Annotated in this window: 16 protein-coding genes; 7 read left to right on the forward strand and 9 right to left on the reverse strand. The window is 67.1% G+C overall.

Translation table 11 applies throughout. From position 1 onward, the window contains the following. Positions 1-12: 12 nt before the first annotated feature. From ACZZZN_RS11445 to ACZZZN_RS11455, 3 genes are all read right to left on the reverse strand, one after another. A complete protein-coding gene (locus ACZZZN_RS11445; protein WP_463505266.1) occupies positions 13-792 on the reverse strand; it encodes a cytochrome c biogenesis CcdA family protein in 780 nt (259 codons plus the stop codon). A gap of 16 nt (positions 793-808) precedes the next feature. Beyond that, positions 809-1,462 carry a TlpA family protein disulfide reductase gene (locus ACZZZN_RS11450; RefSeq protein WP_463505267.1) on the reverse strand — a complete coding sequence of 218 codons (654 nt, stop codon included), beginning with the start codon at positions 1,460-1,462 and terminating at the stop codon, positions 809-811. Between the two features lie 163 nt (positions 1,463-1,625). Next, positions 1,626-2,030 (reverse strand): MerR family transcriptional regulator, encoded by a 405-nt coding sequence (locus ACZZZN_RS11455; RefSeq protein WP_463505268.1) that lies wholly within the window; start codon positions 2,028-2,030, stop codon positions 1,626-1,628. A gap of 60 nt (positions 2,031-2,090) precedes the next feature. On the opposite strand from ACZZZN_RS11455, the gene ACZZZN_RS11460 reads away from it, so the two are divergent. Beyond that, positions 2,091-2,990, forward strand: coding sequence for an NAD(P)/FAD-dependent oxidoreductase (locus tag ACZZZN_RS11460; protein ID WP_463505269.1), 900 nt, complete (start codon positions 2,091-2,093; stop codon positions 2,988-2,990). A gap of 75 nt (positions 2,991-3,065) precedes the next feature. On the opposite strand, the gene ACZZZN_RS11465 is transcribed toward ACZZZN_RS11460, so the two are convergent. Together ACZZZN_RS11465 and ACZZZN_RS11470 are read right to left on the reverse strand one after the other, a co-directional pair. After that, positions 3,066-3,695, reverse strand: coding sequence for a histidine phosphatase family protein (locus tag ACZZZN_RS11465; RefSeq protein WP_463505270.1), 630 nt, complete (start codon positions 3,693-3,695; stop codon positions 3,066-3,068). A gap of 1 nt (position 3,696) precedes the next feature. After that, entirely contained in the window at positions 3,697-4,071 is a 375-nt protein-coding gene (locus ACZZZN_RS11470) for a DUF5684 domain-containing protein (RefSeq protein ID WP_463505271.1), read from the reverse strand. 129 nt (positions 4,072-4,200) lie between these two features. Here ACZZZN_RS11470 and aspS point away from each other — a divergent pair, with 129 nt between their 5' ends. After that, positions 4,201-5,982 carry an aspartate--tRNA ligase gene (aspS, locus tag ACZZZN_RS11475; RefSeq protein ID WP_463505272.1) on the forward strand — a complete coding sequence of 594 codons (1,782 nt, stop codon included), beginning with the start codon at positions 4,201-4,203 and terminating at the stop codon, positions 5,980-5,982. 254 nt (positions 5,983-6,236) lie between these two features. Here the strand turns inward: aspS and ACZZZN_RS11480 are convergent, their stop codons facing one another. Further along, entirely contained in the window at positions 6,237-7,067 is an 831-nt protein-coding gene (locus ACZZZN_RS11480; protein ID WP_463505273.1) for a sulfite exporter TauE/SafE family protein, read from the reverse strand. A gap of 169 nt (positions 7,068-7,236) precedes the next feature. Here ACZZZN_RS11480 and ACZZZN_RS11485 point away from each other — a divergent pair, with 169 nt between their 5' ends. From ACZZZN_RS11485 to ACZZZN_RS11505, 5 genes are all read left to right on the forward strand, one after another. Next, positions 7,237-8,376, forward strand: coding sequence for an ABC transporter substrate-binding protein (locus ACZZZN_RS11485; protein ID WP_463505274.1), 1,140 nt, complete (start codon positions 7,237-7,239; stop codon positions 8,374-8,376). Next, a complete protein-coding gene (locus tag ACZZZN_RS11490; RefSeq protein ID WP_463505275.1) occupies positions 8,373-9,323 on the forward strand; it encodes an ABC transporter permease in 951 nt (316 codons plus the stop codon). Before ACZZZN_RS11485 ends, ACZZZN_RS11490 begins: the two co-directional genes overlap by 4 nt. Next, a complete protein-coding gene (locus ACZZZN_RS11495) occupies positions 9,320-10,114 on the forward strand; it encodes an ABC transporter permease (protein ID WP_463505276.1) in 795 nt (264 codons plus the stop codon). The genes ACZZZN_RS11490 and ACZZZN_RS11495 overlap by 4 nt, the downstream gene beginning before the upstream one ends. Continuing rightward, positions 10,111-11,190, forward strand: coding sequence for an ABC transporter ATP-binding protein (locus ACZZZN_RS11500; RefSeq protein WP_463505277.1), 1,080 nt, complete (start codon positions 10,111-10,113; stop codon positions 11,188-11,190). Before ACZZZN_RS11495 ends, ACZZZN_RS11500 begins: the two co-directional genes overlap by 4 nt. Before the next feature lie 87 nt (positions 11,191-11,277). After that, positions 11,278-11,457, forward strand: coding sequence for a YegP family protein (locus tag ACZZZN_RS11505; protein WP_463505278.1), 180 nt, complete (start codon positions 11,278-11,280; stop codon positions 11,455-11,457). 79 nt (positions 11,458-11,536) lie between these two features. Here ACZZZN_RS11505 and ACZZZN_RS11510 read toward each other — a convergent pair whose 3' ends face one another. From ACZZZN_RS11510 to ACZZZN_RS11520, 3 genes are read right to left on the reverse strand one after another with little or no spacing between them, the layout of a single operon-like run. Next, a complete protein-coding gene (locus ACZZZN_RS11510; protein ID WP_463505279.1) occupies positions 11,537-12,292 on the reverse strand; it encodes an amino acid ABC transporter ATP-binding protein in 756 nt (251 codons plus the stop codon). Then, positions 12,289-13,086 carry an amino acid ABC transporter permease gene (locus tag ACZZZN_RS11515; RefSeq protein ID WP_463505280.1) on the reverse strand — a complete coding sequence of 266 codons (798 nt, stop codon included), beginning with the start codon at positions 13,084-13,086 and terminating at the stop codon, positions 12,289-12,291. The genes ACZZZN_RS11510 and ACZZZN_RS11515 overlap by 4 nt, the downstream gene beginning before the upstream one ends. A gap of 34 nt (positions 13,087-13,120) precedes the next feature. Further along, positions 13,121-13,936, reverse strand: a complete 816-nt coding sequence (locus tag ACZZZN_RS11520) for a transporter substrate-binding domain-containing protein (RefSeq protein WP_463505281.1) — start codon at positions 13,934-13,936, stop codon at positions 13,121-13,123. Positions 13,937-14,060 lie beyond the last annotated feature (124 nt).

The raw sequence follows: 14,060 nt of genomic DNA on the forward strand, positions 1-14,060 counted from the left end.
GTCTTCTTCTGATCAGAACGGGAGGGGGACACTGCTGATCACCGCCGTCAGTCTCGACATGATGTCGGTCCACAGACCGGTCACCATCAGCACACCCAGGACGATCAGCAGCACGCCGCCGATGATGTTCACGACGCGGATGTGGCGACGGAGGAACCCGATCGTCTTCGTCGCCCAGCCGAATCCGAGGGCGACGAGCAGGAACGGGATGCCGAGACCGAGTGAATAGGCGAGCCCGAGGAACCCGGCGCGCACCGGGTCGCCGGCGTTGAACGAGAGCGCGATGATCGCGCCGAGCGTCGGTCCCATGCAGGGGGCCCAGCCGATGCCGAGGGCGACTCCCAGCAGCGGTGCGCCGATGATGCCCACCTTGGAGTCGACGTGGAAACGGATCTCGCGCTGCGCGAACCCGAAGGCGCCGAGGAAGATCAGGCCCATGACGATGATGAAAGCACCGAGGATGCGGGTGATCAGATCACCCCAGCGGAGGAAGAAGACCCCGAACGTGCCGCTGAGCACCGTGTACAGGATGAAGACGACGGTGAAGCCCAGGATGAAGAGCAGCACACCGAGCACGAGCCGGCTGCGGGCGGGAGCCTCGACCGTCGAGACGGCGGTGCCGTCTGCCGTGTTCACCGCGCGGCGCGGAGCGACCGCTCCCCCGAGGAACCCGAGGTAGCCCGGAACGAGCGGCAGGACGCACGGCGACAGGAACGACACGAGCCCGGCGAGCATCGCGACCGGGATCGCGAGCCAGAGGGCTCCCGATCCGATGATGGCTTCGGGGTTCACGCCGCTCCCGCGAGACTCACGAGTCCTCCGCGAGCGCGTCCTTGACGAGCGTCGAGAGGATCGAGGTGCCGTCGATCGGTCCGATGATGCGCGCGGCGACCCGGCCCTGCTTGTCGAGCACGAGAGTGGTCGGTGTCGCCTGGATCGGTACGGACGAGGAGAAAGCGAGCTTCGCCTCGGCCGTGTCGACATCGATCAGGCTCGGGTACGTCACGCCGAACTCGGCGGAGAAGGCCTTGGCGGTGTCGGCCTGGTCGCGGGTGTTGACCCCCAGGAAGGCCACCTCGTCGCCACCGTGCTCCTGCCACACGCCCTCGAGGGCTTCGGCCTCGAGCCGGCACGGAGCGCAGCCCGCGTACCAGAAGTTCACGACCGTGACCTTGCCTGCGAGCTCGGAGCTGCTGAATTCCTCGCCGTTCTCCGTGACGCCGCCGAACTCGGCGACCGGAGCCTCGCGGTCGGCGACGGGGATCTCGACGATCGCACCGTCAGCCGCGACGTATCCGGTGTTCTCACCGGAGAGGAACGAATCGCTCACCGCATCCGGCGCGCACGCGCTCAAGCCGATGGCGAACACCGCGGCGAGCGCGACACCGACCGCACGGCGAGGAAGCCGTGTGCGGGAGGAGCGGCCGCTGCGGTTCGGACGAATCGTCGAGACGCGTGGCACGGCATCGATTTTACGCGGGGTTCCTATGCATGGGCCGGATGCCCCCTCTCCCCGGTCGTCGAGCGAGGACCGCGAAGCCCTCTCCCGGTCGTTGAGCGAGGACGGCGAAGCCGCCTTCCCGGTCGTTGAGCGAGGACGGCGAAGCCGCCCGAGACGAAACGCCTCAGAGCCTCGCCAGCACGTCCTCCACGCTCGCGCGGAAGCGCGGGCATGTCGCGATGTCATGCGAGCGGCATCCCATCGCGTGCTCGGTCATCTCTCGCGATCGACGCATGTCCTCCATCCGCCGATCGAGGTCGTCCAGATGCTGCTGCAGCACCTCATGCCGACCCGCGCTGCCGTCGTCGAGAAGAACGGCGATCTGGTCGAGCGTCATTCCCGCGGCCTTGCTGCGCCGGATCACGGCGACGCGCACGACGTCGTCTTCGCCGTATCGGCGTCGCCCGGCCGAGTCGCGCACAGGGCGGAGCAGCCCCACCGACTCCCAGTGCCGGAGCACATTGGTCGGCAGATCGAAGCGCGCGGCGACCTCGCCGACGGACCACTGGCTCTCAGAGCTTGACTTCATGTTGACATGAAGTCACAGACTGAGGACGAATGCAAGCGCTCCCCCTCGGAAGGACCCCACATGTACGACGCGATCATCATCGGAGCAGGACCCGCCGGCCTGCAGGCGGCGCTGACACTCGGTCGGATGCACCGCCGCACCCTGCTGCTCGACTCCGGCGAATACCGGAACGGCACGGTGCTCCACATGCACAACGTGATCGCGAACGACGGAACCGACCCCGCCGAGTTCCGCGCCACCGCGCGCAGACAGCTCGAGGCCTACGACGATGTCGAGATCCGCACCGTCGAGGCTCGCGCCGTCACCGGTGCGGAGGGGCTCTTCACCGTTCTCCTCGCGAACGACGAACCGGTCGAGGCGCGCCAGGTGATCCTCGCGACGGGCATCGCCGACGACCTCCCTCCCATCCCCGGTCTGCAGGAGCTGTGGGGCATCACGGCCTTCAACTGCCCGTTCTGCGACGGCCACGAGCATGCCGGACGCTCGATCGGCATCCTCGGGCCCGCTGCTCGCGCCGAGCATCTCATCGCGCTGCTCGGCCCCATCGTCCGGGACATCACCGTCTTCCCCGTCGACGGAGGGTTCTCCGCCGATGAGATCGCGGCTCTCGAGACCCGCGGGGCGCGCGTCAGCACGGCTCCGGTCACCTCGGTGAGCCGTGACGGTGAGGATGTGCGCATCACCACGGAGGTGGATGAGCGCACCGTCGCCGGGGTCTTCGTCGCATCCGGAACACAGCGCCATCGCGCGCCGTTCGCCGACCAGCTCGGGTTGCAGCTGCTGCCTTCGGGCTCGATCGAGATCGACGAGTTCGGCCGCACCTCGATGACCGGCGTCTTCGCGGCCGGCGATCTCGCTCATCGCGCATCGCTGCCCGGCCCCATGGCCGCCGTACTGCTGGCCGCCACCGCCGGTCAGATGGCAGCGGTAGGAGTCATCCAGGCACTGATGACCCACTGACAGGTTCGAATCGCGCACTGTGCGGATGGTGAGCCCCATGATCCGCCAGGTGCGCGATTCGGACGCGGTCGGCGGTCACACTGCGCCGACGTCGACCGCGTTGCTGGTCGACGCAGGTTCCGCATATGCCACTTCACGCCAGACATCGCCCACCAACTCGAACGATGTGACGCTCGAGAGTGCGCAGCGCCGGGTACGCGGATCGTGCTGCAGTGGCAGGCCGGCGACGCGCAGGTGCGTGATCCAGATCGGCGCCTGATGCGACACCATCACCAGATCACCCCCGTCGACGGAACGCCATGCCTCGGCCATCATGCCCAGCATCCGCTCGGCGATCGACGTGTACGGCTCGCCCCAGCTGGGCAGTGACGGCTGACGCAGATGCCACCAGTTGACCGGGTTCATCAGCGAGCGCTTCATGCGCGTGCCCTCGAAGACGTTGGTCGGCTCGATCAGACGGATGTCGATCTCGGGCGTGAGTCCGAAGCGTTCGGCGAACGGTTCGGCTGACTCCTGCGCGCGCTCCAGCGGCGAGGAGTACAGCGCGGCGACCGGTCTGTCCTGAGCGGCGACGTGCTCGGCGGCCGCCTGAGCCATCTGCCGGCCCGCCGTGCTCAGATGGTAATCCGGCAGCCGCCCGTAGAGCACACGCTTCGGGTTGTGGACCTCACCGTGACGGACAAGATGCAGACGCGACGCCACCATGTCAGATCGCGCGGTAGCGGGAGTCGCCGAAGCCGAGGATCAGGTACCCGATGTAGGGGAAGACGAAGAGCAGGAAGAAGGAGAAGAACCCGCCCTTGCCGAACCGCTCGCCGAGCCTGACCGCCACGAAGATCCCGAAGAAGAACCCCACGATCGGGATGAGATAGAGCAGCGCGAGCCAGCCCGACATACCTGCGATCTTGACGAGGAACACCACATTCACGATGGGGATGATCGCGAGGATGCCGGGGTACCCCGCCTTCGTGAAGACCTTCCACAGGCCGACCACCACGAGGATGTAGAAGACGAGGGCGATGAGGCCCGCCGTGCCGGAGAAGATCGAGGCGAACAGATCCGAGATGCCGTTGTAGTCCATGATGACCCTTTCGCTGGTCGACCGGCTGTCGTGGCGATCCTACTGACCGATATGCCACCGGCGGAGGAGGCGACACCACCCCCGTAGAATGGGCGGGTTCATCATTTCCCAGATCAGGAGGAATCCTCCGTGCTTCGCACCCACTCGGCAGGCTCACTGCGAGCCGAGCATATCGGTCAGACCGTCACCCTCTCGGGTTGGGTCGATCGCCGTCGTGATCACGGAGGAGTCGCGTTCATCGATCTTCGGGATGCATCGGGCATCGCCCAGGTCGTCATCCGCGATGAAGAGATCGCGCACCCGCTGCGCAACGAGTTCGTGCTCAAGGTCACCGGCGAGGTCTCCCGTCGCCCCGAGGGCAACGCGAACCCGAACCTGCCGACCGGCGACATCGAGCTCATCGCGACCGATGTCGAGGTGCTGAACGAGTCCGCTCCGCTGCCGTTCCAGGTGTCGACCGCTGTCGCCGACACCGAGACGGTCGGCGAGGAGGCCCGCCTCAAGTACCGCTACCTCGACCTGCGTCGCCCCGCCACGGCATCCGCCCTGCGTCTGCGCTCGAACGTCTACAAGGCCGTCCGCGATGTGCTGCACGGCGAGGACTTCACCGAGGTCGAGACGCCGACCCTCACGCGCTCGACGCCCGAGGGCGCCCGCGACTTCGTCGTGCCCGCTCGCCTGCACCCCGGCAGCTGGTACGCACTGCCGCAGTCGCCGCAGCTCTTCAAGCAGCTGCTCATGGTCGGCGGCGTCGAGAAGTACTACCAGATCGCCCGCTGCTACCGCGATGAGGACTTCCGCGCAGACCGCCAGCCGGAGTTCACGCAGCTCGACATCGAGATGAGCTTCGTCGACCAGGAAGACGTCATCACTCTGATGGAGTCGCTCATCCAGGCGATGTGGAAGACGATCGGCGTCGAGGTGCAGACCCCGCTGCCGCGGCTGACCTATGCCGACGCCATGGCGAAGTACGGCTCGGACAAGCCCGATCTGCGCTTCGGCCTCGAGCTCGTCGAGGCGACCGAGTACTTCACGGACACCCCGTTCCGCGTGTTCCAGGCCGAGTACGTCGGTGCCGTCGTCATGCCGGGCGGCGCGAGCCAGCCCCGCAAGCAGCTCGACGCGTGGCAGGACTGGGCCAAGCAGCGCGGCGCCCGCGGCCTCGCGTACGTGCTCTTCAACGAGGACGGCTCGCTCGGCGGTCCTGCCGCCAAGAACCTCTCCGAGGCTGAGCAGGCGGGCCTCGCGGAGTTCGTCGGCGCATCTGCCGGCGACTGCGTGTTCTTCGCCGCAGGGTCGACGAAGGAGAGCCGTGCGCTTCTCGGTGCCGCCCGTGTCGAGATCGGCCGTCGTCTCGGCTACCTCAACCCCGACGAGTTCGCGTTCACGTGGGTCGTCGACGCTCCGATGTTCGAGCCGGCAGCGGATGCCGTCGCATCCGGTGACGTCGCCGTCGGTGCCGGAGCCTGGACCGCCGTGCACCACGCGTTCACCGGCCCGAAGCCGGAGTTCCAGGACACGTTCGACACCGATCCCGGTTCGGCACTCGCCTACGCGTACGACATCGTGTGCAACGGCTCGGAGCTCGGCGGCGGATCGATCCGCATCCACCGCGAAGACGTGCAGAAGCGCGTGTTCGAGGTCATGGGCATCAGCGACGAGTTCGCACAGGAGCAGTTCGGCTTCCTGCTCGACGCGTTCAAGTTCGGCGCCCCGCCGCACGGCGGAATCGCGCTCGGCATGGACCGCGTGCTGCAGCACCTCACGAAGACCGAGTCGATCCGCGACGTCATCGCGTTCCCGAAGTCGGGTAACGGCTTCGACCCGCTGACCGCGGCTCCGGCGCCGATCACGGCCGAGCAGCGCGCCGAGGCCGGCGTCGACTTCGAGCCGGAGGACGACGAGGCCTGACCTCGATGCCCGTTCGTTGAGCGGACGACGCGAGACGAGACGCGGTGAGACTTACGACGAGACTCACCGCGTTTCGTCTCGGGCGGCTCCGCCGGCCTCGCTCAACGACCGATCTGCGACTCCGCTTCCGTTCGTTGAGCGAAGACGACGACGTCGACTGAGACGAAACGCCCCGAGCCGACCTCACCACGTTTCGTCTCGGGCGGCTCCGCCGGCCTCGATCAACGACCGATCTGCGACGCCGGCCGCCCCGCTCAACGACCGATCTGCGCGAGCGCGGGCGCGATGTTCTCGTTCCACACGTCGACCCCGAGCTTCGCGATCAGCGCGACCACGACGACGAGGAACACGACGCGGATGAACGTCGTGCCCTTCGAGATGGCCATGCGCGAGCCGAGATAGCTGCCGGCCACGTTCGCGACGGCGAGGATGCCGCCGAGCAGCCACAGCACCGCGCCGTGCGGGATGAAGAGCAGCAGGGCGCCGGTGTTCGTGGCGAGGTTGACGATCTTCGCCTTGGCGCTCGCCTGCAGGAAGTCGTAACCCAGCAGCGCGACGAGCGAGATCACCAAAAACGTCCCGGTTCCCGGCCCGATCAGTCCGTCGTAGAAGCCGATCACCAGACCCGACAACCCCGCCATGATGTGATGTTTGTGTCCACTGAAGCGCAGCCGCGTCGCGGCCCCCATCTGCGGGCGGAACGCGGTGAAGAGCGCGACGGCGAGCAGGGCGACCACGATGATCGGCTTGAACGCCGCTGCCGGCAGCACGGTGGCGACGGCGGCTCCGCCGAACGATCCGACGAGCGCGATCGCGGCCATCGGCAGAGCGGTGCGGATGTCGGGTTTCGCGCGCCGATAGTAGGTGACGCTGCTCGTGGCGGTGCCGAAGACGGAGGCGAGCTTGTTGGTGGCGAGTGCCTGGATGGGCGAGATGCCGGGGATCAGCAGAAGCGCGGGCAGCTGCAGCAGCCCTCCTCCGCCCACGACGGCGTCGATCCACCCGGCCGCGAACGCCGCGACGACCACAAGGATCAGCGTGCCCCAGGTGAGCTGCTCGAGCCCGAGCACACTGCCGATGTCCATCCGTCCAGGATGTCAGACTGCGCGGCGCCTCTCCCGCCACCGCGGTCGGACCCGCCACCCCACGGACACCTGTCGTTCACCCGAGCCGCGATCATCGGCAACCCTCGACTCATAGTGTCCTCTCGCAACCCGAATCCGGCACACAGCGCCGGGCACCGAGAGGACCCTGATGACCAACTTCCACCGCCGCGCGCGCATCGGCGCGGGCATCGCCCTGTTCACCACCGCTGCGCTCGGCCTCACCGCCTGCGCGACGGGCGCGGAGACGCCCGCTGCCGGCAGCGACGAGGTCGATGCCGCAGCCGCGACCTCGGTCGAGGACTTCGGCTCATTCGCCGACCTCGAAGAGGCCGCCAAGGCCGAGGGACAGCTCAACGTCATCGCGCTTCCGCGTGACTGGGCGAACTACGGTGAGATCCTCGACCTGTTCGCCGAGAAGTACCCCGAGATCACGATCAACGAGGCATCGCCCGACGTCTCGAGTGCCGAGGAGATCCAGGCTGCGAAGACGAACGAGGGCCTCGACACCGCGCCAGACGTGTTCGACCTCGGCCTCACGGTCGCGCTGCAGAACACCGACGTGTTCGCGCCGTACCAGGTGCAGACGTGGGACGAGATCCCCGACGAGCTCAAGGAGCCGACCGGTCTCTTCGTCGGCGACTACGGCGGATACATGTCGATCGGCTACGACTCGTCGAAGTTCGACGCTCCCGAGTCGCTCGACGACCTGAAGGATGCCGCATACAAGGGCGCCGTCGCCATCAACGGCGACCCGACGCAGGCCGGCGCGGCCTTCGCCGCCGTGGGCCTCGCCACGGTGCAGTCCGACGGCACGCTCGACGACTTCCAGCCGGGCATCGACTTCTTCTCCGACCTGCAGAAGGCAGGCAACCTGCTCAAGGTCGACGTGACCACCGCGACCGTCGCGAGCGGCGAGACCCCCGTCGTCTTCGACTGGGACTACCTGAACGCCGCGCACTCCGCCGACAACGAGAACTGGAAGGTCGTCGTACTCGACGGCACCGGCTACGCGGGCTACTACAACCAGGCGATCAACAAGGACGCGCCGAACCCGGCGGCCGCTCGCCTGTGGCAGGAGTTCCTCTACAGCGACGAGGCCCAGAACCTGTGGCTCAAGGGTGGCGCGCGCCCCGCTCGCATGGAGGCCATGACCGAGGCGGGCACCATCGACGCCGACCTGGCCGCGGCCCTTCCCGATGTTCCGAGCGAGACGGTCGTCCCGACCGAGGAGCAGTCGACGAACGCCGGCACCCTGCTCGGCGAGAAGTGGGCAGCGGCGGTCCAGTGACCACTGCCACCACTGCGGGGGCGGATGCCACGGCATCCGCCCCCGTCTCCCCCGCAGCGCACAGCGCTGGGCCTGCGACCTCGTCGCGGGCCCAGCGCTCCGCGCCGTCCGTCGCCTGGCTCGGTCTCGTTCCGTTCGCCGCGTACGTGCTGCTCTTCCTCGCCGTGCCGACCATCCTCGCCATCGGCTCCGGCTTCTTCACGAAGGACGGCTCCTTCACCTGGTCGAACCTCTCGGCCCTCGGCGACCCGGTGGTGCTCACCACCTTCGCGAACTCAGCGGGACTCTCACTGCTCACCGCCGTCGTCGGCGCGGTCGCCGGCGCCCTCGTCTGCTACGCGCTGCTCGGCATGAACCCTGACGGCGGCGTCCGGTCGACGGTGGATGCCGCAGCCGGCGTGCTCGCCCAGTTCGGCGGTGTGATGCTCGCGTTCGCGTTCATCGCCACGATCGGCATCCAGGGCGTCGTGACGCTCTTCCTCAAGAACGACCTCGGCATCGACATCTTCGCGAACGGCACCTGGCTCTACGAGCTCCCGGGTCTCGTCCTGCCCTACATCTACTTCCAGATCCCACTGATGGTGATCACGTTCATGCCTGCTCTCGCAGCGCTCAAGCCGCAGTGGGCCGAGGCGAACCTCACGCTCGGCGGCACGCGCTCGAGCTTCTGGCTGCGCATCGGCATCCCGGTGCTCGCCCCCTCGTTCCTCGCGAGCCTGCTCCTGCTGTTCGCGAACGCGTTCTCGTCGTACGCCACTGCTGCAGCCCTCGCCAGCCAGGGCGCGCAGATCGTTCCGCTGCAGATCCGTGCATCACTCACGAGCGAGACCGTGCTCGGCCGCGAGAACCTGGCCGGCGCGCTCGCGCTCGGCATGATCGTGATCGTCGGAGTCGTCATGGCCCTGTACTCCCTCATCCAGCGCCGAGCCGCGAGGTGGCAGTCATGAATCGCCTCGGCCCCTCTCTCGTCACGCGATGGATCATCGGCATCGTGGTCGGTGCCTTCTTCGCGATCCCGCTGGTCTCGACCTTCCTCTACACGCTGCGGCAGACCGACGGCACCCTCGGCTTCGAGCGCTGGGCAGCCCTGTTCGACCCCGCCGAGTCGGCCGCCATCAAGCCGATCTGGATGGGTCTCGGCAACTCGCTGATCCTCGCGATGGTGACGGTGGCGATCGTGCTCCTGCTGCTCGCGCCGACGATGATCCTGGTGAACCTGCGCTTCGGCACGCTCAAGCCGATCTTCGAGTTCGCCGTGCTGCTGCCGATCTCGATCCCCGCGATCGTGCTGGTCGTGGGCCTCGCTCCGATCTACCTGCAGATCGGTCGCACCCTCGGAACCGGCACCTGGACGCTGGCCTTCGCCTACGGCATCACCGTGCTGCCCTTCGCATACCGCTCGATCCAGGCGTCCATCGACGCCGCCGACCTGCGTACCCTCGCGGAGGCCGCCCGGTCGCTCGGAGCGAGCTGGCCGACGGTGGTGCTGAAGGTGCTCGCACCGAACCTCCGGCAGGGGCTGCTCGCGGCCTCGCTGATCTCGATCGCCGTCGTGCTGGGCGAATTCACGATCGCCTCCCTGCTCAATCGCCAGGTGTTCCAGACGGCCATGGTCGTCGTGCAGAAGCAGGACCCGTACGCTCCCGCGATCTTCACGCTGCTGGCGCTGCTGTTCGTCTTCCTGCTTCTGCTCCTCATCGGCCGCGTCGCCCGCGGCACCGGAAAGGCCCGCTCATGACCCTCCCCCAGACCGCCGACAACATGCTCCTCGCCGAGGCCGGTGAGGGCACCCGCGTGCAACTTCAGGGCATCGTGAAGAGCTACTCCGGCAACACCGTGCTGCACGGTGTCGACCTCGACATCGCCCCCGGCGAGTTCGTCTCTCTGCTCGGCCCGTCAGGCTGCGGCAAGACCACGCTGCTGCGTGTGCTCGCAGGCCTCGAAGGACTCGACAGCGGCGCGGTGCTCCTCGACGGTGGCGACGTCTCGCGGGTGCCGACCAACAAGCGCGACATCGGCATGGTGTTCCAGTCGTACTCGCTGTTCCCGCACCTGCGGGTCGCGGAGAACACGGCCTTCGGGTTGCGTCGCCGTGGCGTGGGCAAGGCGGAAGCCGCGAAGCGGGCGCTCGACGCCCTCGCACTCGTCGGCCTCACCGACTTCGCCGAGCGCTTCCCGCATCAGCTCTCGGGCGGACAGCAGCAGCGCGTGGCGCTCGCGCGCGCACTCGTCACCGAGCCGAAGGTGCTGCTGCTCGACGAGCCGCTCTCCGCACTCGATGCGAAGGTGCGGGTGCAGCTGCGTGACGAGATCCGCCGCATCCAGCTGCGCCTGGGAATCACGACCGTCTTCGTGACCCACGACCAGGAAGAGGCCCTCGCGGTCTCCGACAGGATCGCCGTGATGAATGCCGGACGGATCGAGCAGATCGGCACCCCGGAGCAGCTCTACACGACTCCGTCGACCGCGGGCGTCGCCGCTTTCGTCGGGCTCTCGAGCGTCGTATCCGGAGTCGCAGAGGGAGATCACGTGATGGTGTGGGGACAGCGGCTCCCGCTGCAGTCACCCGCCGACGGCCCCGTCGACGTCTACCTGCGCCCCGAGAACGTGCACTTCGCGACGGAGGCGGATGCCGCGACCGACGCGCTCGTGCAGGAGAGCACGTTCCTCGGAAGCATGCGCCGCACCCTCGTGCGCACGGAATCGGGTGAGCTGGTGCGCCTGCAGCACTCCCCCGGCATCCACCCGGCGTTCGGCGATCGCGTGCGCATCGCTGTCGCGCCCGAGCCTGTGTCCGTGCATCCTCGCGGCTGAAACCCGCCCTATCCCTCGACCAGCACTCCGAGATACCGTAATGCGCGAGGGCGTCGCTCCCTCTTCACCGCAGAGAAAGGACGCCTCATGGCAGGCAAGTTCGAGCTGTACACCGACAGCGCTGGTGGTCACCGGTTCCGTCTGAAGGCCGGCAACGGCGAGGTGATCGCGTCGAGCGAGAGTTACACGACTCGGTCCGCCGCGAAGGGCGGCATCGAGTCGGTCAAGAACAACGCGCCAGGAGCAACGGTCGTCGAACTCGACTGACGTTCACCCTCACGCTTCACACAGAGACCCCCTCCCGCTGACTCAGCGGGAGGGGGTCTTGTCGTAGTGCGTCGTGAATTCAGAGCACGCGCGCCAAGAAGTCCTGCGTGCGCGGATGCTGCGGGTTGGCGAGCACCTCGCGCGGGTCGCCCTCTTCGACGATGTGACCGCCGTCCATGAAGATCAGGCGGGATCCGACCTCACGGGCGAAGCCCATCTCGTGAGTCACGACGAGCATCGTCATCCCCTCGTCCGCGAGAGACCGCATCACCTGCAGCACCTCGCCGACCAGCTCGGGGTCGAGCGCCGAGGTCGGCTCGTCGAACAGCATCATGTCGGGGTTCATGCACAGCGCCCGCGCGATCGCGACGCGCTGCTGCTGTCCTCCCGACAGGTGCCCGGGAAAGGCGTCGGACTTCTCGGAGAGCCCGACCCGGCCGAGCATCTCGTGCGCGATCCTCTCGGCCTCGGCCTTCGACCGCTTCTTCACACGCTGCTGCGCGATCATGAGATTGCCCATCACGTCGAGGTGCGGAAACAGGTTGAAGCTCTGGAAAACCATGCCGATACGAGTGCGCACTCGGTCGATGTCGACATCAGGGTCGGTGATGTCGATGCCCTCGATCAGCACCTTGCCACCCGTCGGCTCCTCGAGGAGGTTGACCGAGCGCAGCAGCGTCGACTTCCCCGATCCCGAAGGGCCGATGATGCAGACGACCTCGCCCTTCGTGACGGTGAGGTCGATGCCCTTGAGCACCTCATTGTCACCGAAGCTCTTCACGAGCCCCTGCAGGTCGATCGCAGGAGCGTGGACATCAATCAGGTCGGTGATCATCGCTGCTTCGCCATCCGTCGTTCCAGCCACGCGCTGAATCGCGTGAGTGGGATCGTCACGATCAGGTACAGGATCGCCGCCATGATCAGCGGCGTCGCGTTGGTGTTCTGCGTCGCCGCATCACGCGCGAAGTTCGTGAGTTCCTTCGACCAGATGAACGTGCCTGCGACGAAGAGCAGCGAGGTGTCCTTCAGCAGGAGCACGAACTCGTTGGTCAGCGGCGGGATGATGATGCGGAATCCCTGCGGCACGATGATCCAGAACGTGGTCTTCATCGGCGACATGCCCAGTGATCGCGCTGCCTCTGTCTGGCCCTTCGGAACGGCCTGGATGCCCGCGCGGATGGTCTCTGCCATGTACGCCGACGCGACCAGGATGAGTCCGATGAGGCCGAGGACCACGGGGCCCCCGAGGTCGCGTCCGGAGATTCCCAGGGCGATCGGGAGGATGAACGCGACGCCGAAGATCGTGAGGATCGCGGGGAGCCCGCGGAAGAGCTCGATCCACGCGGTGGCGATCCACCGGAAAGGCCCGATGCTCGACAGCTTCAGCAGCGCCAGGACGATGCCCAGCAGGAGCCCGGCGACGAACGCCACCGCCGTGAACCACAGCGTATTGACCAGTGCGGTCGTGATGATCCCCGGGAACATCTCGATCGCGATCTCGGGGTTGAAGAACAGCGGGCCGATCTTCGCCCAGTCGGTGCTGACCGCCGCCCAGACGACGATGGCGATCAGCACCGCGTAGACGATGTACCGGTACAGCTTGCTCTTCGTGGTGCGCCTCAACGCCATTGTCAAGGTCTCCTTGCTCTACGTCGCTCGCTGATTACTTAGAGGCGAAGTAGGTGTCGTAGATCGTCTGGTAGTCGCCGCTGCCGCGCAGGTCCTCCAGTGCACCGTCGATCGCCTCGCGCAGCGCATCCTTCTCGCCCTTCGCGTAGGCGAAGCCGTAGGACTCGCCGGTCTCGTACTCCTCGACGATCTCGTAGGCGCTGTCGGCCTTCTCGTGCTCGAGGTTCACCGGCTGGTCCTGCAGGATCGCGTCGATCTGGCCTGCCTGCATCGCGGGCCACAGCTCGCCGTCAGAGGGGTACTGCACGAGCTCCGCACCCTCGGCGTTCTCGGTCGCGTATGCCTCGCCCGTGGTGCCCTGCTGGACGCCGACGTTCTTACCCGACAGATCGTCGATCGATTCGATGCCCGAGTCGGTGCGCACCAGCAGCGACTGCAGCGAGTCGTAGTAGGGAGCGGAGAAGTCGATGTTCTCCTTGCGCTCGTCGGTGATCGTCATGGCCGATGCGCCGATGTCGCAGGTTCCCGCGGCGAGCGTGGTGCCCGACTGCAGCGCGTCGAATCCGACATCCTGCACGGAGAGCTTGAGGTCGAGCTCCTTGGCGATCGCGTCGAGGAGGTCGATGTCGAAGCCGGTGTATCCCGTGCCGTTGTCGCCACCCTCGAACTCGAACGGAGCGTAGGGGATGTCGGAGCAGACCGTCAGCGTTCCCGATTCGACGAGGTCGTACTCGTCGCCCGCCGCCGGCTCGCCGGATCCTCCGCTGCCCGCTCCGGTCGCACAGCCTGCGAGGGCGAGGGTGGCGGTCGCGGCGAGCGCGATCCCGGCGATGATGTTGCGACGCTGCATGTCAGCTCCTGAAGGACGAGGGGGTTGTTCCCAGGGACGGGTAGGAGAACATCTAAACATGCGTGCCAGGGCGCACATGTTACTGAGGCCCCTCTGCGGATTACGTTTGTGTTTCAAGTGTGAC

The sequence above is a fragment of the Microbacterium sp. AC145 genome (genome assembly GCF_979258505.1).

What these genes read in the sequence shown, in the direction of transcription:
- ACZZZN_RS11470 (WP_463505271.1), bottom strand. Translation starts at nt 4,071, where the DNA reads ATGGACTACAACGGCATCTCGGATCTGTTCGCCTCGATCTTCTCCGGC.
- ACZZZN_RS11495 (WP_463505276.1), top strand. Translation starts at nt 9,320, where the DNA reads ATGAATCGCCTCGGCCCCTCTCTCGTCACGCGATGGATCATCGGCATC.
- ACZZZN_RS11520 (WP_463505281.1), bottom strand. Translation starts at nt 13,936, where the DNA reads ATGCAGCGTCGCAACATCATCGCCGGGATCGCGCTCGCCGCGACCGCC.
- ACZZZN_RS11505 (WP_463505278.1), top strand. Translation starts at nt 11,278, where the DNA reads ATGGCAGGCAAGTTCGAGCTGTACACCGACAGCGCTGGTGGTCACCGG.
- ACZZZN_RS11455 (WP_463505268.1), bottom strand. Translation starts at nt 2,030, where the DNA reads ATGAAGTCAAGCTCTGAGAGCCAGTGGTCCGTCGGCGAGGTCGCCGCG.
- ACZZZN_RS11515 (WP_463505280.1), bottom strand. Translation starts at nt 13,086, where the DNA reads ATGGCGTTGAGGCGCACCACGAAGAGCAAGCTGTACCGGTACATCGTC.
- ACZZZN_RS11485 (WP_463505274.1), top strand. Translation starts at nt 7,237, where the DNA reads ATGACCAACTTCCACCGCCGCGCGCGCATCGGCGCGGGCATCGCCCTG.
- ACZZZN_RS11510 (WP_463505279.1), bottom strand. Translation starts at nt 12,292, where the DNA reads ATGATCACCGACCTGATTGATGTCCACGCTCCTGCGATCGACCTGCAG.
- ACZZZN_RS11465 (WP_463505270.1), bottom strand. Translation starts at nt 3,695, where the DNA reads ATGGTGGCGTCGCGTCTGCATCTTGTCCGTCACGGTGAGGTCCACAAC.
- ACZZZN_RS11500 (WP_463505277.1), top strand. Translation starts at nt 10,111, where the DNA reads ATGACCCTCCCCCAGACCGCCGACAACATGCTCCTCGCCGAGGCCGGT.
- ACZZZN_RS11460 (WP_463505269.1), top strand. Translation starts at nt 2,091, where the DNA reads ATGTACGACGCGATCATCATCGGAGCAGGACCCGCCGGCCTGCAGGCG.
- ACZZZN_RS11480 (WP_463505273.1), bottom strand. Translation starts at nt 7,067, where the DNA reads ATGGACATCGGCAGTGTGCTCGGGCTCGAGCAGCTCACCTGGGGCACG.